Annotated in this window: 16 protein-coding genes and 1 tRNA gene; 8 read left to right on the forward strand and 9 right to left on the reverse strand. The window is 60.0% G+C overall.

Translation table 11 applies throughout. The annotated features are described in order from the left end of the window. Nucleotides 1–6 precede the first annotated feature (6 nt). Nucleotides 7–1,461, reverse strand: a complete 1,455-nt coding sequence (locus FHT84_RS25125) for a glutamate synthase subunit beta (RefSeq protein ID WP_113250010.1) — start codon at nucleotides 1,459–1,461, stop codon at nucleotides 7–9. A gap of 177 nt (nucleotides 1,462–1,638) precedes the next feature. Further along, nucleotides 1,639–6,363 carry a glutamate synthase large subunit gene (gene gltB / locus FHT84_RS25130; protein WP_183764885.1) on the reverse strand — a complete coding sequence of 1,575 codons (4,725 nt, stop codon included), beginning with the start codon at nucleotides 6,361–6,363 and terminating at the stop codon, nucleotides 1,639–1,641. 567 nt (nucleotides 6,364–6,930) lie between these two features. On the opposite strand from gltB, the gene FHT84_RS25135 reads away from it, so the two are divergent. Beyond that, nucleotides 6,931–7,977 (forward strand): low specificity L-threonine aldolase, encoded by a 1,047-nt coding sequence (locus FHT84_RS25135; protein WP_183764888.1) that lies wholly within the window; start codon nucleotides 6,931–6,933, stop codon nucleotides 7,975–7,977. A gap of 401 nt (nucleotides 7,978–8,378) precedes the next feature. Here FHT84_RS25135 and FHT84_RS25140 read toward each other — a convergent pair whose 3' ends face one another. Next, complete coding sequence (locus FHT84_RS25140; RefSeq protein WP_112343316.1) at nucleotides 8,379–9,236, reverse strand: LysR family transcriptional regulator; 858 nt, start codon at nucleotides 9,234–9,236, stop codon at nucleotides 8,379–8,381. Between the two features lie 103 nt (nucleotides 9,237–9,339). Between FHT84_RS25140 and FHT84_RS25145 the strand changes: the two genes are divergently transcribed. Beyond that, the gene (locus FHT84_RS25145) at nucleotides 9,340–10,362 is read left to right on the forward strand and encodes a bile acid:sodium symporter family protein (protein ID WP_112343315.1); all 1,023 of its coding nucleotides are present in this window, start codon (nucleotides 9,340–9,342) and stop codon (nucleotides 10,360–10,362) included. Nucleotides 10,363–10,526: 164 nt separating this feature from the next. On the opposite strand, the gene FHT84_RS25150 is transcribed toward FHT84_RS25145, so the two are convergent. The 3 genes from FHT84_RS25150 to FHT84_RS25160 form a co-directional block, all read right to left on the reverse strand. Next, the gene (locus tag FHT84_RS25150) at nucleotides 10,527–10,991 is read right to left on the reverse strand and encodes an Hsp20 family protein (protein WP_183764891.1); all 465 of its coding nucleotides are present in this window, start codon (nucleotides 10,989–10,991) and stop codon (nucleotides 10,527–10,529) included. Nucleotides 10,992–11,389: 398 nt separating this feature from the next. Continuing rightward, entirely contained in the window at nucleotides 11,390–12,040 is a 651-nt protein-coding gene (locus tag FHT84_RS25155) for an HAD family phosphatase (RefSeq protein ID WP_348649339.1), read from the reverse strand. Nucleotides 12,041–12,158: 118 nt separating this feature from the next. Further along, nucleotides 12,159–12,575 (reverse strand): DUF2000 domain-containing protein, encoded by a 417-nt coding sequence (locus tag FHT84_RS25160; protein ID WP_112343312.1) that lies wholly within the window; start codon nucleotides 12,573–12,575, stop codon nucleotides 12,159–12,161. Between the two features lie 130 nt (nucleotides 12,576–12,705). Here FHT84_RS25160 and FHT84_RS25165 point away from each other — a divergent pair, with 130 nt between their 5' ends. The 3 genes from FHT84_RS25165 (at nucleotide 12,706) to FHT84_RS25175 (ending at nucleotide 15,509) form a co-directional block, all read left to right on the forward strand. Then, the gene (locus FHT84_RS25165) at nucleotides 12,706–13,185 is read left to right on the forward strand and encodes an Lrp/AsnC family transcriptional regulator (RefSeq protein ID WP_112343311.1); all 480 of its coding nucleotides are present in this window, start codon (nucleotides 12,706–12,708) and stop codon (nucleotides 13,183–13,185) included. 114 nt (nucleotides 13,186–13,299) lie between these two features. Further along, the gene (locus FHT84_RS25170; RefSeq protein WP_183764894.1) at nucleotides 13,300–14,367 is read left to right on the forward strand and encodes a cyclic nucleotide-gated ion channel; all 1,068 of its coding nucleotides are present in this window, start codon (nucleotides 13,300–13,302) and stop codon (nucleotides 14,365–14,367) included. Between the two features lie 203 nt (nucleotides 14,368–14,570). Continuing rightward, nucleotides 14,571–15,509, forward strand: coding sequence for a LysR family transcriptional regulator (locus FHT84_RS25175; RefSeq protein ID WP_112343424.1), 939 nt, complete (start codon nucleotides 14,571–14,573; stop codon nucleotides 15,507–15,509). Here FHT84_RS25175 and FHT84_RS25180 read toward each other — a convergent pair. Beyond that, the gene (locus FHT84_RS25180) at nucleotides 15,460–16,194 is read right to left on the reverse strand and encodes an SDR family oxidoreductase (protein WP_112343423.1); all 735 of its coding nucleotides are present in this window, start codon (nucleotides 16,192–16,194) and stop codon (nucleotides 15,460–15,462) included. The genes FHT84_RS25175 and FHT84_RS25180 overlap by 50 nt on opposite strands. A 223-nt stretch (nucleotides 16,195–16,417) precedes the next feature. Between FHT84_RS25180 and FHT84_RS25185 the strand changes: the two genes are divergently transcribed. Beyond that, complete coding sequence (locus FHT84_RS25185; protein WP_183764897.1) at nucleotides 16,418–17,392, forward strand: alpha/beta hydrolase; 975 nt, start codon at nucleotides 16,418–16,420, stop codon at nucleotides 17,390–17,392. A 33-nt stretch (nucleotides 17,393–17,425) separates the two neighbouring features. On the opposite strand, the gene hisN is transcribed toward FHT84_RS25185, so the two are convergent. Together hisN and FHT84_RS25195 are read right to left on the reverse strand one after the other, a co-directional pair. Further along, complete coding sequence (gene hisN / locus FHT84_RS25190; protein WP_112343308.1) at nucleotides 17,426–18,199, reverse strand: histidinol-phosphatase; 774 nt, start codon at nucleotides 18,197–18,199, stop codon at nucleotides 17,426–17,428. 551 nt (nucleotides 18,200–18,750) lie between these two features. Further along, nucleotides 18,751–19,650 (reverse strand): N-formylglutamate amidohydrolase, encoded by a 900-nt coding sequence (locus FHT84_RS25195; RefSeq protein ID WP_245430399.1) that lies wholly within the window; start codon nucleotides 19,648–19,650, stop codon nucleotides 18,751–18,753. A gap of 272 nt (nucleotides 19,651–19,922) precedes the next feature. On the opposite strand from FHT84_RS25195, the gene cpdR1 reads away from it, so the two are divergent. Both cpdR1 and FHT84_RS25205 read left to right on the forward strand, forming a co-directional pair. Beyond that, a complete protein-coding gene (gene cpdR1 / locus FHT84_RS25200) occupies nucleotides 19,923–20,285 on the forward strand; it encodes a response regulator CpdR1 (RefSeq protein WP_004117561.1) in 363 nt (120 codons plus the stop codon). A gap of 84 nt (nucleotides 20,286–20,369) precedes the next feature. Continuing rightward, nucleotides 20,370–20,444: transfer RNA gene (locus tag FHT84_RS25205), tRNA-Val, on the forward strand. The last annotated feature ends 107 nt before the right edge of the window (nucleotides 20,445–20,551 follow it).

Here is a 20,551-nt window from a genome sequence, read left to right on the forward strand (position 1 = left end):
CGAAACTTAGTTCGGCAGAACCGTCGAACCCATCAACGCCTCGTCGATCGCGCGCGCGGCCTGGCGGCCCTCGCGGATCGCCCAGACCACCAGCGACTGGCCACGGCGAACGTCACCGGCGGTCCAGAGCTTGTCGACCGAGGTCTTGTAGTCCTTGTCGTTGGCAACGACGTTGGTCGAGCCGCGGCGGTCGGTATTCACAGTCAGCTTGCCGTCGAGTTCCTTGAGCACGCTGTCGGTGAACGGGCCGCGGAAGCCGATGGCGATGAAGGCGAGGTCGGCGCGGATGACGAATTCCGTGCCGGCGATCGGCTTGCGGCGATCGTCCACTTCGCAGCACTTCACGCCTGTCAGAACGCCGTCTTCGCCGATGAATTCGAGCGTCGCGACCTGGAATTCGCGAACCGCGCCTTCGGCCTGCGAGGACGAGGTGCGCATCTTCGTTGCCCAGAACGGCCAAACGGCGAGCTTGTCTTCCTTTTCCGGCGGCTGCGGACGAATGTCGAGCTGGGTCACCTTCACTGCGCCCTGACGGAACGCCGTGCCGACGCAGTCGGATGCCGTATCGCCACCGCCGACGACGACGATGTGCTTGCCGCCGGCCAGGATCGGATCGGCAGGCCAGCCGACGCTGTCGATGTTTTCGCGGCCGACGCGGCGATTCTGCTGCACGAGATAGGGCATGGCGTCATGGACGCCGGCCAGCGTCGTGCCTGGAATGCCGGCTTCGCGCGGGGTTTCCGAGCCGCCGCAATAGAGCACGGCATCATGGTCGGCCAGAAGCTGCTCGACCTTGATATCGACGCCGACATTGACGCCGCAATGGAAGGTCACGCCCTCGCCCTTCATCTGCTCGACGCGGCGGTCGATGAAGTTCTTCTCCATCTTGAAGTCCGGAATGCCGTAACGCAGCAGGCCGCCCGGCTTGCTTTCGCGCTCGTAGACATGGACGTCGTGACCGGCGCGGCCGAGCTGCTGGGCGGCTGCCATGCCGGCAGGACCCGAGCCGATGATCGCGACCTTCTTGCCCGTATGCACGGTTGCCGGCTGCGGCCGGATGAAGCCGAGCTCATAGGCCTTGTCGGCAATCGCCTGCTCAACGGTCTTGATTGCGACCGGCGCATCTTCGAGGTTCAGCGTGCAGGCTTCCTCGCAAGGCGCGGGGCAGACGCGGCCGGTGAATTCCGGGAAGTTGTTGGTCGAATGCAGGTTGTGGATCGCCTGTTCCCAATTGTTGTTGTAGACGAGGTCGTTCCAATCGGGGATCTGGTTATGCACCGGGCAGCCGGTCGGGCCGTGGCAATAGGGAATGCCACAGTCCATGCAGCGGGCTGCCTGTTTCTGCACTTCCTGGTCCGACATGGGGATCGTGAATTCACGGAAATGCCGGATGCGATCCGACGCCGGCTGATACTTCGCCACCTGCCGGTCGATTTCCAAGAAGCCTGTTACCTTGCCCATGCTTTCGTTTCCTCACTCTAAAAGAGGAGCTCATGGCTCCCGTGCCTGAGGGTCATCTCGGTTTCCCTGTCCGGCACTTTAATTCAAATCCGATTCCGCTATTCGACAGTCGCGATCGCCATGATGGCGATCGCAATGCGAGGCGAAACCCTCGGCTGGTTTCAGAACCGGGGCGGATTACTCCGCCGCCACGCTCATCCGGCTGCGCTCCATTTCCTCAAGGGCGCGGCGGTATTCGACCGGCATGACCTTGCGGAATTTCGGGCGGTAGTCGGCCCAGTGATCGAGGATCTCCTTGGCTCGCGTCGAGCCCGTATAGTGGACGTGGTTCGAAATCAGCTGGAAGAGACGCTCTTCGTCATGGCGCGTCATGTCATCCGAGACGTCGACGCGTCCCTTATGCATGATGTCGCCACCGTGATGATGCAGCTTCTCCAGCAGCTCGTCTTCTTCAGGAACCGGCTCCAGCTCGACCATCGCCATGTTGCAGCGGCGGGCGAAATCGCCCTTCTCGTCGAGCACATAGGCCACGCCGCCCGACATGCCGGCCGCGAAGTTACGCCCGGTTTCACCGAGCACCACGACGACGCCGCCGGTCATATATTCGCAGCCATGGTCGCCCACGCCCTCGACGACGGCGATCGCGCCGGAGTTTCTGACCGCAAAGCGCTCACCCGCGACACCGCGGAAGTAGCACTCGCCTTCGGTTGCACCGTAGAGCACGGTGTTGCCGACGATGATCGAGTTTTCGGCAACGATCTTCGAATTCTCCGGCGGACGGATGATGATGCGGCCGCCCGAAAGGCCCTTGCCGACATAGTCATTGCCGTCGCCGATGAGGTTGAAGGTCACGCCCCGCGCCAGGAACGCACCGAAGGACTGACCGGCGGTGCCCCTCAGGGTGACGTTGATCGTGTCGTCCTTCAGGCCGCGATGGCCATAGCGCTTGGCAACCGCACCCGACAGCATCGCGCCGGCCGAACGATCGACGTTCTTGATGTCGACTTCGAAGGCGACCGGCGTCTTGGAAGCGAGCGCCGGCTCCGCCTTCTCGATCAGCTTGCGGTCGAGAATGTCGTCGATCGGGTGCTTCTGCACCGTCGTCCAGTAGGTCTCTTCCTTCGGCGCATCGACCTTGTGGAAGATACGGCTGAAATCGAGGCCTTTAGCCTTCCAGTGGGCAAGCATCTCATCCTTTTCGAGAAGCTCGGAAGCGCCGATGATATCGTCCAGCTTGGCAACGCCGAGCGAGGCGAGGATCTCGCGCACTTCTTCGGCCACGAAGAAGAAGTAGTTGATGACATGCTCTGGCGCGCCCTTGAAGCGCTTGCGCAGAACCGGGTCCTGGGTGGCGACACCAACCGGACAGGTGTTGAGATGGCACTTGCGCATCATGATGCAGCCGGCCGCGATCAGCGGCGCGGTCGCAAAGCCGAATTCGTCGGCACCCAGCAGCGCGCCGATGATGACGTCGCGGCCGGTCTTCAGACCGCCATCCACCTGCAGGGCGATGCGCGAGCGCAGCCCGTTCAGCACCAGCGTCTGCTGGGTTTCGGCAAGGCCGATTTCCCAGGGCGATCCGGCATGCTTCAGAGAGGTCAGCGGCGAAGCGCCGGTGCCGCCATCATAGCCCGAGACGGTGATGTGGTCGGCGCGCGCCTTGGCAACGCCGGCGGCAACCGTGCCGACACCGACTTCAGAGACGAGCTTGACCGAGACATCCGAGGTCGGGTTGACGTTCTTCAGATCGTAGATCAGCTGTGCCAGATCTTCGATCGAGTAGATGTCATGATGCGGCGGCGGCGAAATAAGGCCGACGCCCGGCGTCGAATGCCTGGTCTTGGCAACCGTCGCATCGACCTTGTGGCCCGGCAGCTGGCCGCCTTCGCCGGGCTTGGCGCCCTGCGCGACCTTGATCTGCAGCACGTCGGCGTTGACGAGATATTCGGTCGTCACGCCGAAACGGCCGGAGGCGATCTGCTTGATGGCGGAACGTTCCGGGTTCGGCGAACCGTCGAAAAGCGGCATGTAGCGGTCGGCTTCCTCGCCGCCTTCGCCAGTGTTCGACTTGCCGCCGATGCGGTTCATGGCGATGGCCAGCGTCGTATGCGCCTCGCGGCTGATAGAACCGAAGGACATGGCGCCCGTGGAGAAACGCTTGACGATATCGGCAGCCGGCTCGACCTCGTCGACCGAGATCGGCTTGCGACCGAGCGCTTCCGCACCCTTGATCTTGAAGAGACCGCGGATCGTGTTCATCCGGAGTGCCGACTCGTTGACCATTTCGGAGAATTCGCGATAGCGATCCTCGGCATTGCCGCGCACGGCATGCTGCAGGGCAGCCACCGCATCCGGCGTCCAGGCGTGGCTTTCGCCGCGCATGCGGTAGGCATATTCGCCGCCGATGTCGAGCGTGCTTGCCAGCAGCGGATCGCGGCCGAAAGCAGCCTTGTGACGGGAGACGGTTTCCTCGGCGATCGTCTCAAGGCCGATGCCTTCGATCATGGTCGCCGTGCCGAAGAAATACTTGTCGACCAACTCCTGCTGCAAGCCCACGGCATCGAAGATCTGCGCACCGCAATAGGATTGATAGGTCGAGATACCCATCTTCGACATGACCTTGAGGATGCCCTTGCCGACCGCCTTGATGTAGCGGTAGACGACTTCCGTCGCGTCCACTTCCTTCGGGAATTCGCCGCGCTGATGCATGTCGAGCAGCGTGTCGAAGGCGAGATAGGGGTTGATCGCTTCCGCCCCGTAGCCGGCCAGCAGGCAGAAGTGATGCACTTCGCGCGGCTCGCCGGTTTCGACGACGATACCGACCGAGGTGCGCAGGCCCTTGCGGATCAGGTGATGGTGGACAGCAGCCGTCGCCAGCAGCGCCGGGATCGCGATGCGGTCCGGTCCGATCTGGCGGTCGGAAAGCACGATGATGTTGTAGCCGCCGCGAACGGCCGCTTCCGCCCGCTCGCAGAGACGGTCGAGCATCTCGGGCATGCCTTCGGCGCCACGTTCGACATCATAGGTGAAGTCGAGCGTCTTGGTGTCGAAGCGATCCTCGGTGTGACCGATCGAGCGGATCTTTTCGAGATCGCCGTTGGTCAGGATCGGCTGGCGCACTTCCAGGCGCTTGGCATTGGCCATGCCGGTGTGATCGAGCAGGTTCGGACGCGGGCCGATGAAGGAGACAAGGCTCATGACGAGCTCCTCGCGGATCGGATCGATCGGCGGGTTCGTCACCTGCGCGAAGTTCTGCTTGAAGTAGGTATAGAGCAGCTTCGACTTGTCGGACATGGCCGAGATCGGCGTATCCGTGCCCATGGAGCCGACGGCTTCCTGCCCTGTCGTCGCCATCGGCGACATCAGGAGCTTGGTGTCTTCAGCCGTGTAGCCGAACGCCTGCTGGCGGTCGAGCAGCGACACGTCGCGGCGCAGCGCCCGCGGCTCCACCGGCTTCAGGTCTTCCAGGATCAACTGCGTGCGGTTCAGCCAGTTGCGATAGGGATGCTTGGTCGACAGTTCCGACTTCACCTCGTCGTCGGAGATGATGCGGCCCTTTTCCATGTCGATCAGCAGCATCTTGCCCGGTTGCAGGCGCCACTTCTGGATGATCTTCTCTTCCTCGACAGGCAGAACGCCGGCTTCGGACGCCATGATGATGCGGTCGTCGCTGGTGACGAGATAGCGGGCCGGCCGCAGGCCGTTACGATCGAGCGTCGCGCCGATCTGCTTGCCATCTGTGAAGGCGACGGCGGCAGGGCCATCCCAAGGCTCCATCAGGGCGGCATGATACTCGTAGAACGCCTTGCGTTCCGGCGCCATCAGCTGGTTGCCGGCCCACGCCTCGGGGATGAGCATCATCATGGCATGCGCCAGGGAGTATCCGCCGCGTACGAGGAATTCGAGCGCGTTGTCGAAACACGCCGTATCCGACTGTCCCTCATAGGAGATCGGCCAGAGCTTGGAGATATCCTCGCCGAACAGCGGCGAAGAGACCGAAGCCTGGCGGGCGGCCATCCAGTTGACGTTGCCGCGCAGCGTGTTGATTTCGCCGTTATGCGCGACCATGCGGTAGGGATGCGCAAGCTTCCACGACGGGAAGGTGTTGGTCGAGAAACGCTGGTGCACGAGGGCAACCGCCGTCTCGAAACGCGGATCGGAGAGATCCTTATAGTAGGCGCCCACCTGATAGGCAAGGAACATACCCTTGTAGACGATGGTCGAGCTCGACAGCGACACGGGGTAGAAGCTGCTCTCCTCGCCCTCATATTCCGCATAGATGCGGTTGGAGATCACCTTACGCAGGGTGAAGAGGCGGCGCTCGAACTCCTCGTTCGTACCGGCATCGCGGCCGGCGCCAATGAAGACCTGCACATGGTGCGGCTCGGTGGCGGCGATATCAGGCGCCTTCGACAGCGAGGAGTTGTCGACAGGCACGTCGCGGAAGCCGAGCAAAACCTGGCCTTCCTCGGCAACGACCTGCGTGATGGCGGTCTTGAAATGCTCGATCAGCGCCTCGTCGCGCGGCAGGAAGAAATGGCCGACGCCATACTCACCGGCCTTCGGCAGGATCACGCCCTGCTTGGCCATCTCCTCGCGGAAGAAGCGGTCGGGGATCTGCACGAGGATGCCCGCGCCGTCGCCCATCAGCGGATCGGCGCCGACAGCACCGCGATGCGTCAGGTTTTCGAGAATGAACAGGCCGTCGCGCACGATCTGGTGCGACTTCTGGCCCTTCATATGCGCGACGAAGCCGACGCCGCAGGCGTCATGTTCGTTACGCGGATCGTAGAGGCCCTGTTTCGGCGGGATGCCAACAGCGCGTTTCGACGTCTTGGCCGTAGCGGCAGCGTTCACTGCAGCGGTCTGGTCAAAACTCGTGGACGTCGTCCTGTTCGTCATCGTCTTCCCTCCGATAAGGCCCGCATCGCGGGCGCTCCTTCGTCCCGCGCGGTCCGTTTCCGGGGCCGACGCGCGACTGCGCTGTTGCATTGTGAAGATCCCGGCCGCGAACCGCGGCCCCTTGAATGGAGCCCGTCGTCAGCGTTCCGCGCCTTGCTATTCCACCGCCGCATTGCCCGCCGCCTGAAAGGCTTGAAAGGGCACGCTCCGGATAACTATAGCTCGAAATCCCGACATCGTCAGGACCCTCGGGCACATCTTCGGCCTCGGCGGCCAAAATAGGACAGCAACCCTGTCCTAATTCATCAGCTCTATGCCAGAAAGCTCAGGTCTTCGCAAGAGCAAAACGGCAAAAATTCGTCAACGAAAGACGTAAGATTGCCTTTGCTGCATAAATAGAGCAATAAAGTTTCGCTGCGGCGCATCATTTTATTTGTTGATTGCGTAGATCAATTTCTGTGATGCATTCCTCAAACTCATCCTCTTGATAGGTTTTAGCATTGGCGTAATGTCCGGCTGACCCTATCTAATCTCACCGCAATTTCCTCCTTCATCTGGTGCACCTTCATGTTCTTTGCTTCCGATAACTGGGCCGGCGCCCATCCTAAAGTCGCCGAGCGTCTGCTCGCTGAGTCCAGCGGTTTTGCCTCCGCTTACGGCACGAGCGACCTCGACCAGCATGTCGAAGCCAAATTCGCTGATATTTTCGAGCGCGAGGTTACTGTCTTCTTCGTCGCAACGGGTACGGCCGCCAATTCCCTGTCGCTCGCCAGCGTCCAGAAGCCAGGCGGCATCAGCTTCTGTCACAGCGAGGCGCATGTCGCCGAAGACGAATGCGGCGCACCCGATTTCTTCAGCGGCGCACGTCTTGCAACGGTCGATGGCGCTCTCGGCAAGATCGATCCCAAGGCGCTCGCCGCCAAGATCGCCCGTTTCCCGCAGGATGCCGTCCATCACGGCCGCGCCGCCGCCGTGACGATCACGCAGGCGACGGAAATCGGCACGGTCTATTCGCTTGCGGAGATCGATGCCATCGCTGCCGTTGCCAAGGCGAACGGCCTGCCGCTACATATGGATGGCGCGCGTTTCGCCAACGCCCTCGTCGCGCTCGGCACCACGCCAGCCGAAATGACTTGGAAGCGCGGCGTCGATATTCTTTCCTTCGGCGCAACCAAGAACGGCTGCTGGTGCGCTGAAGCGATCGTCTTCTTCGATCCGGAGAAGGCAAAGGAGATGCATTTCATCCGCAAGCGCGCCGCCCAGCTCTTCTCCAAGTCGCGCTTCATTGCCGCCCAGTTCGACGGTTATTTCCAGGACGGCCTCTGGCTCGATCTGGCCCGCCATTCCAATGGCATGGCCGATCGTCTGCGCGCCGGCATCGAAAGGGTGCGGGACGCCCGTCTCGCCTGGCCGACGGCTTCCAACGAGGTTTTTGCGATCATATCGAAATCCTCCGCCAAGACGGCCGAAGACAAGGGAGCAAAATTCTATGAATGGCCTATCCCGGAATCCCAACCGGACCTGATCGGCAATGATGAAACCCTGATCCGCCTTGTTACCAGCTTCGCCACGACCGAGGCCGATGTGGCGAACTTCCTCGCCTGCCTTGCGTGACCCGCATGAAAAAAGCGCCGGAGCCGGATTCAACCGGACGGCGCTCATAATGGCGACAACGAGGGTTAGTTTTAATTCCGATGGGCGAACATTGCAAAGTTCGATAAATCATCGCGATCGGACGCGGGTTTATGATGAACGATCATCGTCATTGCCACGACGCAAGCTACAAGTCCGGAAATGAAGATGGCACCATATATCATCGAGACGAATATCCTCCAGCAGTTCACCTATCGCCACCCAAGATAGCAGCGGAAGCTGACTTTGAACTGAATCTCAGGTGTCGCAAGGCGCAGAGCGTGAAGGAAAACGACAGCCGGCAAAGGAAATCCCGGAAAATTCCCAGCGCTATCCGCATGATCCGGATTGCTTTTGTCGCGAGGCTGCGAGCGGTATTGCTCTCAGTTCGATCTCGGCCCGCGGACCTTTGTCAGAATGTCTTCCGACAGCGCGTCGATCAGAAGTTGATTGGCACCCTTGCGTGGCACAAGCACGAATTCGACATCCTCCAGCGCTGGCAGCCAGCCCGGCGCAATTTCGCTCAGGCCGGCGGGCGCCATGCTCTGCGGCTGGACGAGAACGCCCATGCCGGCGCGGGCGGCAGCCGTCAGCCCGCTAAGGCTGCCACAGGTACAGACGATCCGCCATGGCACCTGCTGCCGGCGTAGTGCCTCCAGCGCCACCGCGCGGGTGACGCTGGGCGCGGGAAAGGCAATCAACGGCAGAGGTGCCGCAAGCCTGCGAATGCGCTCCGGATCGCGCGCCAGCCAGACCAGCGGCTCGCGATAGACGAGCTTGCCTCTCGCATCGCCGAGCCGGCGCTTGGCAAGCACCAGATCGAGATCGCCATTGTCCTGCATTTCATAGAGCGTGCCGCTGAGCGCGACCGTCAACTCCAGATCGACGGAGGGATGCGAACGCACGAATTCCTCCAGCACGTCGGGGAGCTGGCTGGTGACGAAATCCTCGGAAACGCCGAGCCGAAGATTGCCGCGCAGGCTGTTGCCGGCAAAAAGCTGCCGCACCTCCCCTTCGATCGACAGCATCTGGCGCGCATGTCCGAGCAGCGCCTCACCGTCATCGGTCAAAACGACGCGATGTGTGTCCCGCGCCAGCAATTTGCGTCCGATCTCCGTTTCCAACCGCTGTATATGCTGGCTGACGGTCGATTGCCCGAGACCGAGCCGCTCCGCGGCCAGTGTGAAGCTGCCCATCTGCTCGACGGCGACGAAGCTGCGCAACTGCGTGAGATCAAGCATGGCTTATCCTGTATTGCGATAACTGTTATTCCTTGCATCGTGGATCACAATAGGTCTATCTGCAAGGAGTCATCATCACTTGCAATGCGATTGGGTAGGCACGATGCGCCGCTTTCTTCCTGACACCTTCACCATGCTGCTGGTGCTCACCGTTCTGACGGCGTCCTTCTTTCCGGTACAGGGGGCAAGCGCTCACTATTTCGGCATCGCCACCAATTTCGCCATCGGGCTCTTGTTCTTCCTGCATGGCGCGCGCCTGTCGCGCGATGTCGTCATCGCCGGCATGCTCCACTGGCGGCTGCACCTCGTCATCCTGCTGACGACCTTCGGCATCTTCCCGCTGCTGGTGCTGGCCATGGGGCATATCGTCCCGAACAGCATCCTGCCCGTGTCGCTCTATACCGGCATGCTGTTCCTGAGCGTGCTGCCCTCGACCGTGCAATCCTCCATCGCCTTCACCTCCATTGCCGGCGGCAACGTGCCCGCCGCGATCTGCGCCGCCTCCGCCTCCAACATCTTCGGCATGTTTCTGACGCCGCTGCTCGTCGGCATCCTGTTTTCCGTAGGCGGTCAGGGCGGCTTTTCCTGGGATGTTTTGTGGCAGATCATGCTGCAGCTGCTCGCTCCCTTCATCGCCGGCCAGCTGCTGCAGCCCTGGATCGGAGACTGGATCCGCTCGAAGAAGAAGATCCTGATGCCGGTCGATCGCGGCTCGATCCTGATGGTCGTCTATTCCGCCTTCAGCGAAGCCGTCGTCGAGGGGCTGTGGCACACGTTTTCGGTGGTCGACATCGCCACCGTGATCGTCGCCAACATGGTTCTGCTTGCCATGGTCATCTGCATCACCATGTTCGGCAGCCGCGCGCTCGGTTTCTCGAAGGCTGACGAGATCACCATTACCTTCTGCGGCTCGAAGAAGTCGCTGGCAAGCGGCGTACCGATGGCAAACGTCATCTTCGCCGGCCAGGGTATCGGCGCCATCGTGCTGCCGCTCATGCTGTTCCATCAGATCCAGCTGATGACCTGCGCCGTGCTTGCCCAGAAATATGCCGATGCAGCCAAGCGGCGCGAGGCTGAAAAGGCACAAGCAGGTGCAAAGTCCGGCGAAGCCACCAACGCTGCCTGAAGCTTTCGACATCGCGACAAAACAAAAGCGGCGCCCGGATGGAGCGCCGCTTCTTTTTTGATCTTGGGAGGATCAAGGGCATGACGAACTTTAGTCCGTCAGCCCGGACCTGACGGCTTAAATCCGCCGGCCCGGACATGGCGGTCGGGGACCGCCGGCCCGCCTTAGTTGATGTGAGCCTCGATGGACTTCGGAGCATCCACCTGTTCGGCCGCGATGGAGATGCGGCGGGGCTTCATGGCTTCCGGAATGTTGCGCAGCAGATCGATGTGCAGCAAACCATTCTTTAGCGAAGCAGCCTGAACCTCGACATGGTCGGCGAGCTGGAAGCGGCGCTCGAAGGCGCGCTTGGCGATACCGCGATAGAGATATTCGCTGGTTTCAGCCGGCTCTTCACTCTTTTCGCCCTTGACGTGAAGGACATGGGCGTGAGCCTCGATGCTCAGTTCCTTTTCATCGAAACCGGCAACGGCCATGGTGATGCGATAGGTGTTTTCACCGGTGCGCTCGATGTTGTAGGGCGGATAGGTCTGTGCCTGATCCGGCTGGGCAAGGGTGTCGAGCATGGTGAACAGACGGTCGAAACCGACGGTGGAACGATAAAGGGGAGAGAAGTCTACGTGACGCATGAAGTCCTCCTGTGAGCGACAATTGCGATTTCAAGTTTTGCCCCACGGCCCCACTCCGGGCAGCCTCGGGACGGTTCTGCGAGCCCGTTTGGCACCCGCGAAAAAGAGATGGTGATCGCTTTTGCGGAGTTCAAGACCCCGCGCGGTTGAGGAAATTCCAAGAAAAACCCTGCGTGAACCGCAGATGAACGCATGGTTCGGAACCCGTTCAGGCTGGCGGCCATATCTTCAAATCATCGGAACAACCATCGTCCGATGACTGAAGTGTATCGTCCCTTCTTCTTCAGTCCTTGCTCGGCCGGCGAAGCGGATCTCTCTATCTCCGCAAGCCGGCCTTTTTTCGCAGAACGAGAGCGATAGCAGCCCGTCTTGAATGGAAATCCACCGAGACTGATTGCTTAGATCGAAAGTCGTCCGTTCGCCGCGGCTATGAGCCGATGTACTTCATGCAGGCTGGAAGCCGAGCCCAAGCAAAGTTTCAGGATTTCCTCATTGGGTTCCATCTGATCCGGCACCATGATTGTCATCATGCCGGCTCCGGAGGCAGATCTTATTCCGTTATGTGAATTTTCCAGAGCGAGACAGGAAGATGGCTCGATACCTAGCCGGGCGGCAGCCGCCAGAAATGGATCGGGAGCGGGCTTACTTTCCGCATAGTCGCCATACGCGACAATCTGATGGAAACGATGCGTCAAGCCGTGGGCTTCGAGATGATGATCGACGCTATGACGGAATGAGGACGTCGCTATCGCTCGTGGAATATCGAGTTCGTCCAGAAGATCCAGCAATTCCGAAACCCCTGCTTTCAGAGCAAGCTCCGTTTCGCCCAAGACGCTGAAATGCTTGAGCCAGAGAGATCGCACATCGTCGACCGGAAAAGAGGAGCCATAGAGAAGAAGCAGCGAATGGCGGTTCACATGCCAAGGCGAACCAATCATGGGACGGTACAAATCCCATGTCATTTCATAGCCATACTCCGCAGTCGCCGTGATCAGCGAACGTATGTAGAGCGACTCGGTGTCAAAGAGCAGTCCATCCATGTCGAACACGACTGCACGGGGTGGTTGAGGGAGTTTCATCCTATAGCCGTTACCAGCATGGGACGAGGACGACAAGCTCGCCGATGCCGAAAACCATGCCTCGCTACGCAGCGACCTAGCGACGACCCTACCGCAAAAGCTTCAGCGAACCGGTCAACGACTTCACCCATTTCGAAGGCCCCGCCAGCCCCAGGCCGTCGATCGCCTCGCCGGCGAGATCGCGATCCGGAAACGTCGCCTCATAGTCCCTATAATCGTGCAGCGCTCGGGCAAAGGCAGGAAACGGAACGATCGCGCGGTCGTTTTCCACCGGCAAGGTCTTCAACACAAGAGATCGTATGGTCTCCGCATCCGCCTGCAGTATCGGAACGGGCATGTTCGAGCTGATGTCGATCGTACGCTCCTCCTTGTCGGTCAATTGCCTGGCCGCGAGCGCGGGAAACTTTGCACCCAACCCGATCGAGATGGCACCGGTGGTATTGGCGATCAGACCGAGCGGCAATGCCGGATTGATGATGATGGCAACACGAATATCGGGAAGCATGGCGACCTGCTGCTATTGAGTTATGGGCGTACAGGATATCTCCGAGATCAGGGGAATTCTTACCTTTCGTTGCAAATAATAACGTGAATATGGTAGAGAGTACCAAATTCCGTTGAATTTGAGGTCGGATATGCCTAAGCCCCTTGAGCCCGTCGATCTGCGTATCCTCGAAGCGCTTCAGAAGGACGGACGCCTGACGAATCAGGCGCTTTCCTCGAAAGTCGGGCTCTCGACGTCGCCATGCTGGCGGCGCGTGCGCGAGCTGGAGGAAACAGGTGTGATCCAGGGTTATGCGGCAACATTGGACAGACGGCGGATCGGTCTCGGCGTTCTCGCCTTCATCAGAGTGAAGATCGACAGCCACAGCGAAGCGGAGGCCGAGGAATTCTCACGCGACGTCTTGAAGCTCAACGAAGTCGTAGCCTGCTACAGCATCGCCGGCGACGCGGATTTCCTGCTGCAAGTGGTGGCGACCGATCTCGACAGCTATGCGGATTTCGCCATGGCGGTCGTTCGCCGGCTGCCACGCATCAAGGAAATGCAGACGACCTTCGTACTCAAGGAAATCAAGCCTTTCAAGGGCCTTCCGCTTGAGGTCGGGCAGCGATAGCCGACGACACTTGGCGGCCACGCATATCCTGCGAGCCCTTTACGTTTGGATTGAAGCCATCCTATTCTAGTTCATCCTGTTGCAGGTAAGTGGCGACCCACCCCGGGGTATTGAATGTCGGCGCTCCCTTTTTCGAAGATTTCCGCATCGCTGAACGCGGTGCTCGCTGCAATCGGCCTGTTGACCGTGGCGGCACTCACGACGCCTGATATAACTGGACAGACCAGGCTCATCCTGCAAGTTCTGCTCGCCGGCATCTGGGCTGCCTACGGTCTGCAACTGATCGAGACGCTGATCGTGCAGCGGACGAAAGGCGTTCGCGGCAGCGCACCGGAAATCGCCGTCGACATATTGGCTGTTCTGGTCCCTCTGGCCGCCTTCCTTCTCGTCCGCGGCCGCGACCAAAGCCTCTATTGCGCCATCTGGCTTTTGAAGCCACTGCGCGGCTCGATCTTCTTCCGGCTGCTCGGCAGGGTCCTGACCAAGGAAGCGCGCAACCTGATCGGCGTCACCTCGATCTTCGGCATCGTTCTGTTCGGCGCGGCGCTCGTAGCTTATATCATCGAGCGCGACGTTCAGCCCGACAAGTTCGGCAGCATCCCGCTGGCGATGTGGTGGGCGGTGGTGACGCTGTCGACGACAGGGTATGGCGACGAGATTCCGCAAAGTTTCGCCGGCCGCGTCCTCGCAGGCCTGGTCATGATGAGCGGAATCGGCATTTTCGCGCTCTGGGCCGGCATCCTCGCCACCGGCTTCTACGAAGAGGTTCGCCGCCAGGATTTCGTGCGCAACTGGCAACTGGTTGCCGCGGTGCCGCTCTTCCAGAAACTTGGTTCGGCCGCGCTTATTGAGATTGTCAGAGCGCTGAGACCGCGTGTCGTGCCGGCAGGCGGCATCATCTGCCGCAAGGGCGAGGCCGGCGACCAGATGTACTTCATCGTCGAGGGCCGCGTCAGCGTCGCGACGCCGAACCCGGTGGAACTCGGCTCCGGCAGTTTCTTCGGTGAGATGGCGCTGATCACCGGCGAGCCCCGCTCGGCAACCGTCAGCGCCGCGACCGAAGTCTCCCTGCTGTCGCTCTATGCGTCGGATTTCCAGATGCTATCGAGCAGCAGCCCGGAGATCGCAGACATCATTCGCAAAACCGCGCTGGAGCGGCGCGGAGCGACACCGAAGGCTTGACGGAAAGGCATCGCGATCGACGTCATACCGCAGGCGCCTTCAAGGGCACCACGAATTGCCGACACCGCTGGCCCGCTTTTTCTGATCTTCCGACGGCCATCCCGTCGTGCATTGACGTCGATACAAGGGATGTGGCAGCCTGACGAATATTGAGCGCCGTCCAGCTTTAAATGGCGCTTGTCATTTTGGTTCGGCACGGCTCGATGCACCCCCGATTACTCAAGACATTTCTGGCGGTCGCGCGGAACCGGAATTTCACCCGCGCAGCCGAAGAGGTCCATCTCGCGCAATCGAGCGTGAGCGACCAGATCCAGTCGCTTGAAGCCGAATTGGGCACTGCGCTTTTTATCCGGTCGAGATCGGGCCTGGAGCTGACGGCGGCTGGCGAGGCACTGAAACCCTATGCCGAGGAATTATTGGCAATCGCCAACGAGGCGCGCGCTACCGTTGAAGCAGCCTCGGCGGCTGCGGCTGGCACGGTGACGATCGGCGCGCTTGAGACCATTGCTTCCATGAAGCTTCCGCAATGGCTGCCGGCCCTTCAGCGCGATCATCCCGATATCGATCTGCGGGTGAAGGTAGCGGGCAGTGGCGACCTGTTGCGCAAGCTCGAAACCGGTGAGATCGACGTCGCCTTCTGTTTTGACAGGGGCGAGGTTGATGAACGCCTCGCAAAGCGGGTGATATCGACGGAGCCGTTGATCCTCATCACCCCTCCCGCACAGGAGGCATCATCGAAGACAAGCGATCTGGCAGCACTTGCTTCGATGAACTTCGTGGCAACCGAAGCCGGCTGCGTCTACCGGCACCTGTTCGACAAGGCATTCGAGGCGGCAGGGATGGCAGCACCAAAGCTCGCCGCCGAAGTCGGCAGCATCGGTACCATTGCTCGCCTCGTGGCTGCCGGTACAGGATCGAGCTTGGTTCCGTGGTTTGCCGTCGCGGACGCACTCCATCGTGGCGAACTCGACGAAATGCCCTGGCCGGGGCCGATGCGGACAGCTTCGCTTGTGATGATCTGGCGGCGCAGGCGTGTTCAGCCGCCAGCTTTGAAGCTGTTCCTGGCGTTCGCAAGCACCGGCTTTGCGTCCGCTAAATCAGCCGATGCCCGCCCTCGACATGCAGTACCGTCCCCGTTGTAAAGGCGTTGCCCATCAGGAAGCTGATAGCGTCGGCGATGTCTTCCGGTTGGCCCACCCGTCCGACCAACAGCCGTTTTGCCATGGCACCTAAGGTTTCTTCTTTTTGGTCGCCGGCAACGAACGTCCAGATGGGCGTATCGACCCACCCCGGTGAAACGGCATTCACCCGAATGGGCGCCAACTCGACTGCAAGCGCGCGAACCAGCCCTTCCAGGCCAGCATTGACCGCAGCGACCACCGACCCCCGGGTGGCCGGACGATAAGCGGCAATGCCTGACGTGAACGTAATGGAGCCAGTGGCAGAGAGTAAGGGCGACCCATATTTCGCAAGCAGCAACGGGCCGTAGAATTTACTTTCCACGACCCTCTGCGCAGCCCTGAGGTCCAGCGAAGGCAGCAGCTCATAAGCGCCTTCGATATCGGCGGCGGTGCTTACGATATGGTCGAGCCGGCCGATGCGCTCAAACAGACCGGCGACTTGGCTTTCTTGCGTGATATCGACCGTCTCGACGAAAAGCGATGGGCTTTGAAGTTCCGTTGAAACGCGCTTGAGCTTATCCGCGTTCCGTCCAGCGACGATGACCTCCGCCCCGGCTGCGAGCGCGCGTTTCGCCAACGCCAACCCCATTCCGGAGCTGCCGCCGACAATAAGAATTCTTGAATCCGCAATTTCGGTGATTGCCATGTCTTCCATTCCCGCAGGTGATATCAACGGCCGAACATTCGCAAAGCTGCGCAAGAAGATGAAACGGAGAAAAACGATAGTGCCATCGGAATCGCCGATTGAGGATTATCGTCTTTAGGAGCACGGAATCGATTGCCGGAGCCGCCAACAAACCTGTTGCAATTCCCCCAGCCTGCGCTATCCCCTTGAGATGAAACATTGGTCAGCGAGGCGCGACACCGTCATGGATTCGATCCTCTATTCCACGGCAGACAATCCGGTACCGGAAAACCGCACCGAAGGCTTCTTCGAAAGTTTCGACGGACGCAAGCTGCGCTACGCCGTCTTCCGCTGCGAGCAGCCGGTCGCGAAGGGAACCGTTGTCCTGCTACAGGGCCGCAACGAATTCATCGAGAAATATTTCGAGACGATCCGTAACCTCACGGCCAAGGGCCTGTGGGTTGCGACCTTCGATCTGCGCGGCCAGGGCGGATCCGAGCGACTGCTGAAAGACCCGTTGCGCGGCCATATCCGCCATTTTTCCGATTACGAGCGGGATCTGACCGCCTTCCTCGACAAGATCGTCCTGCCGGATACACGTCTGCCCTTTTTTCTCCTTGCTCATTCGACGGGCGGGCTGATTGCCCTGTCTGCCGCGCCGAGGCTTGCGAGCCGAATTGAGCGCATGGTGCTGTCTGCCCCCTTCATCGGCTTGACCGGGCACGGCGTCTCACCCGGCTTTATCCGCTTCCTCTCCGGTGCGGTCAGCGGCATCGGCCTGGGCCGCATGCAGTTCAGCAAGAAATTCAAGGAAAGACCCTTCGCCGACAACCCGTTGACGACAGACGAGCAGCGCTACCGCCGCAACATCGGCATCGGCGCGGCTTATCCGCAGCTTTGCCTGGGTCCGCCGACGGCGCGCTGGCTATCGCAGGCTTTGCGGGCGATCGAACGGGTCAATAAGCCCGAACACCTGTTTTCAATCCACGTCCCCACCGTCCTGATCGCGCCGACGCGCGACGGCGTCGTGCCCTATGCCGATCAGGAACGGCTGTCACGCTATTTCCGTGCCGCCCAGCTCGTTCCCATTCACGGCGCCAAGCATGAAATCCTGCAGGAACGGGACATCTATCGCAATCAGGCACTCGCCGCGATCCACGCCTTCATCCCCGGCAGCGACGCCGAAACCAATGCCTATGAGATCGAAGCGGAAGCCTGAGCGGCTTAGAAACTCCGTGAAAGTTGAGCTGCTCTAGCGAGACAGCACAGCCAAAGCCTGTTCATAAACAGCGCGGCTGCCTGCGGCGATGATCGTTCCACCCATTTCCGGCCGACCGCCATCCCAGGTGGTCATGATGCCGCCGGCCTGCTCAACGACAGGAATGATGCCGCCGACATCATAGGGTTTCAGCGAATTCTCGATGACGAGATCGATATGGCCTGCGGCCAGCAGCGCATAGGCATAGCAATCCGTGCCATAACGGAAAAGCCGGACCTGGCTTTCGATCTCGCGATATTTGGCAAGCTCCTCGCCGACGAACAGATGCGGCGAGGTGGTGAAGAGGATGGCGTTCGAAAGGCTGCCGCAATCGCGGACCTGCAGCCGCTTTTCGCCATCCGGCCCCGAATAGGTGGAACCATTGCCATCGGCAAAATAGCGCTCGCCCGTAAAAGGTTGGTCGATCATCCCCATGAGGGCGCGGCCGTTCTTCTGCAGGCCGATCAGCGTTCCCCATACCGGAACGCCAGAGATGAAAGCGCGCGTGCCGTCGATCGGATCGATGACCCATATATGCTCGCGATCGAGCCCGACGCTGCCGTGCTCCTCGCCCAGAATGCCATGGTCGGGAAATTCGGCCTCGATCAATGCGCGAATCGCCTCTTCGGCGGCGCGGTCCCCTTCCGTCACCGGATCGAAGCCCTTGGCTTCCTTGTTGACCACATCGACACCGGTACGAAAGCGCGGCAGGGTTTCGGCCTTGGCCGCCTCGGCCAGACGATAGAAGAACGAGCGATCGGGAAGCATGGTCAATCCACGTAAATGACAGGATGGGCGATGTCATATCCCATATAGGCCCTGAAGCAAACCGGATGATGATGCAACAGGCGCCCTGCCCGCCAATCAGGCAGGATTTTTGAATCTGCCCAAATATTTTGCAGTGCAATAAAGTGCTTGACATTTGTGCAATGCGATATCAGTATCCAGCTACAGTCTTCTGACTGTAAATACCCTCCTTGGGTGTTTCCTCCCTAGACTTAGCCGCGCCACGAGCGCGGTTCTTTTTTGCTAAGGCTATATTTGTTTTGTGGGATGGAGCGGCAAGCGCAGGGGCATCTCGCCCTTGGCGGGCGAGAAAGCAATTTCACTGGTGTAGGAATTGCGATACCGGACGTGTCGCCTTCAAAAGTCTGACGCAATTTCTAAGCCATTGAAATTGCAAGAGCGAGGGTCCGTTTCTTGCTCGCCCAATTCGGAGATTGCGAGCGCTCCCGCCTACCCTCTCTCTTGCAAAATCCAGCACTTGGCTGAAGCTACATGCTAATTTTGCTTTCTCGCCCGCCAAGGGCAAGATATCCCTACTCGGCAGCCAACGCCGGATCGCCCGTATAGGATTCCACATGCTCGGCCATGCGCTTCATGAAAAGCGTAATGGCAGCCGCGACCTCGTTGAAATCCGGCCGTTTCTCCAGCGTCGTCTCGTCGACATAGAGCGACCGGTTGACCTCGATCTGCAGCGCATGCAGCCCGCGCGAGGGACGGCCGTAATGCTCGGTGATGAAGCCGCCGGCATAGGGCTTGTTGCGCACGGCGTTGAAGCCGAGTTCCTCGAGGATCTGCATGGCGGCACGCGAAAGCTCTGCCGAGGCGCTGGTGCCATAGCGATCGCCGAGGATGAAATCGGGCCGCATATTGCTGCCGGCGATGCGGATATTGCCTGGCATGGAATGACAATCGACCAGCACGCCGAAGCCGAACTTGACATGGGTGCGCGCAATCAGCCGCCGAAGCGTTGCATGATAGGGCTTGTAGATCGTGTCGATGCGCTTCAACGCATCCTCGACCGGCACGCGCCGCGCATAGATTTCCATATTCTCGGCGACGATTCGCGGGATCGTCCCGAGCCCGCCGGCGACCCGCAGCGAATTGATGTTCGCGTAAGGCGGCAAGGCGCCGTCGAACATGCGCGGATCGAGCTCATAGGGCTCGCGATTGACGTCGATATAGGCGCGCGGAAAATTGGCAAGCAGCAACGGTGCGCCGAGGGAACTTGCCGCCGAAAAAAGCTCGTCGACATAATGGTCTTCCGAGCGGCGGATGGCGATGCCCTGCAGGCGGGACTGGGCGATGAAATCGGGGGGATAAATGCGACCGCTATGGGGCGAGCTGTAGACAAACGGTATGGTCTGGGAGGCGGGCTCCGATACCTCGAAAATCTCGAAACTACGCATTTCCGCGGACATCAACGTCTTTACCATGTCAACAACTTGTCGCAGTAATCATGTTGCCAGTTGCATGACCGCAAGTCCATAGTAACTTGACCGAAATGGCCTTAATCCAAAGCGCCGTATTCGAAATCTCCCGATGTCCGCTCGGCGGAAACGCAGGGCGTTTTCGCAGAACGAAGTCATGCTTTGAACAAAAGCAGGATTGGCGCGTTTTGGCCGACTATTCACGGCTTGTTTACGGCGCTGCGCTAACCTAAAAGCTGGACAAGTCCAACAGACAAAGTTGATTAGCGATAGAGATGATGACCCAGAAGATACTTCTTGCCGAAGACGACAACGACATGCGTCGCTTTCTCGTGAAGGCACTCGAAAAAGCCGGCTACAAGGTCTTGTCCTTTGACAATGGAGCCAGCGCTTACGACCGGCTGCGCGAAGAGCCGTTCTCGCTGCTTTTGACCGACATCGTCATGCCCGAGATGGACGGTATCGAGCTGGCGCGCCGCGCTACCGAACTCGATCCGGACCTGAAAGTGATGTTCATCACCGGCTTTGCCGCCGTCGCGCTGAATCCCGATTCGAAGGCGCCGAAGGATGCCAAGGTTCTTTCCAAGCCTTTCCACCTTCGGGAACTCGTCGACGAAGTCAACAAACTCCTTGCCGCGTAAGGCTTTCGGCGGCCACGTCACAAAACCGAAAAAAAGCCTATTGACGGCCACCAAGGTTTTGTGATCTATGCGCCGCCATCGGATGGGCGTGTAGCTCAGCGGGAGAGCACTACGTTGACATCGTAGGGGTCACAGGTTCAATCCCTGTCACGCCCACCATCCTAATTCGCTGAAAAGTCATGACCTCCACCAGAGGTGGAGGTTTGAAACGCTGCGCTTGAACCGCTAGAAGCGGTATTGTTAGCGCTTAGTAGCTACGATTGAAG

This window comes from Rhizobium sp. BK289, assembly GCF_014193575.1.
GTDB lineage: Bacteria > Pseudomonadota > Alphaproteobacteria > Rhizobiales > Rhizobiaceae > Rhizobium > Rhizobium tropici_C.

Coding starts and splice junctions, on each gene's coding strand:
- FHT84_RS25125 (WP_113250010.1), bottom strand. CDS start 1,461: ATGGGCAAGGTAACAGGCTTCTTGGAAATCGACCGGCAGGTGGCGAAG.
- gltB (WP_183764885.1), bottom strand. CDS start 6,363: ATGACGAACAGGACGACGTCCACGAGTTTTGACCAGACCGCTGCAGTG.
- FHT84_RS25135 (WP_183764888.1), top strand. CDS start 6,931: ATGTTCTTTGCTTCCGATAACTGGGCCGGCGCCCATCCTAAAGTCGCC.
- FHT84_RS25140 (WP_112343316.1), bottom strand. CDS start 9,236: ATGCTTGATCTCACGCAGTTGCGCAGCTTCGTCGCCGTCGAGCAGATG.
- FHT84_RS25145 (WP_112343315.1), top strand. CDS start 9,340: ATGCGCCGCTTTCTTCCTGACACCTTCACCATGCTGCTGGTGCTCACC.
- FHT84_RS25150 (WP_183764891.1), bottom strand. CDS start 10,991: ATGCGTCACGTAGACTTCTCTCCCCTTTATCGTTCCACCGTCGGTTTC.
- FHT84_RS25160 (WP_112343312.1), bottom strand. CDS start 12,575: ATGCTTCCCGATATTCGTGTTGCCATCATCATCAATCCGGCATTGCCG.
- FHT84_RS25165 (WP_112343311.1), top strand. CDS start 12,706: ATGCCTAAGCCCCTTGAGCCCGTCGATCTGCGTATCCTCGAAGCGCTT.
- FHT84_RS25170 (WP_183764894.1), top strand. CDS start 13,300: ATGTCGGCGCTCCCTTTTTCGAAGATTTCCGCATCGCTGAACGCGGTG.
- FHT84_RS25175 (WP_112343424.1), top strand. CDS start 14,571: ATGCACCCCCGATTACTCAAGACATTTCTGGCGGTCGCGCGGAACCGG.
- FHT84_RS25180 (WP_112343423.1), bottom strand. CDS start 16,194: ATGGCAATCACCGAAATTGCGGATTCAAGAATTCTTATTGTCGGCGGC.
- FHT84_RS25185 (WP_183764897.1), top strand. CDS start 16,418: ATGGATTCGATCCTCTATTCCACGGCAGACAATCCGGTACCGGAAAAC.
- hisN (WP_112343308.1), bottom strand. CDS start 18,199: ATGCTTCCCGATCGCTCGTTCTTCTATCGTCTGGCCGAGGCGGCCAAG.
- FHT84_RS25195 (WP_245430399.1), bottom strand. CDS start 19,650: ATGGTAAAGACGTTGATGTCCGCGGAAATGCGTAGTTTCGAGATTTTC.
- cpdR1 (WP_004117561.1), top strand. CDS start 19,923: ATGACCCAGAAGATACTTCTTGCCGAAGACGACAACGACATGCGTCGC.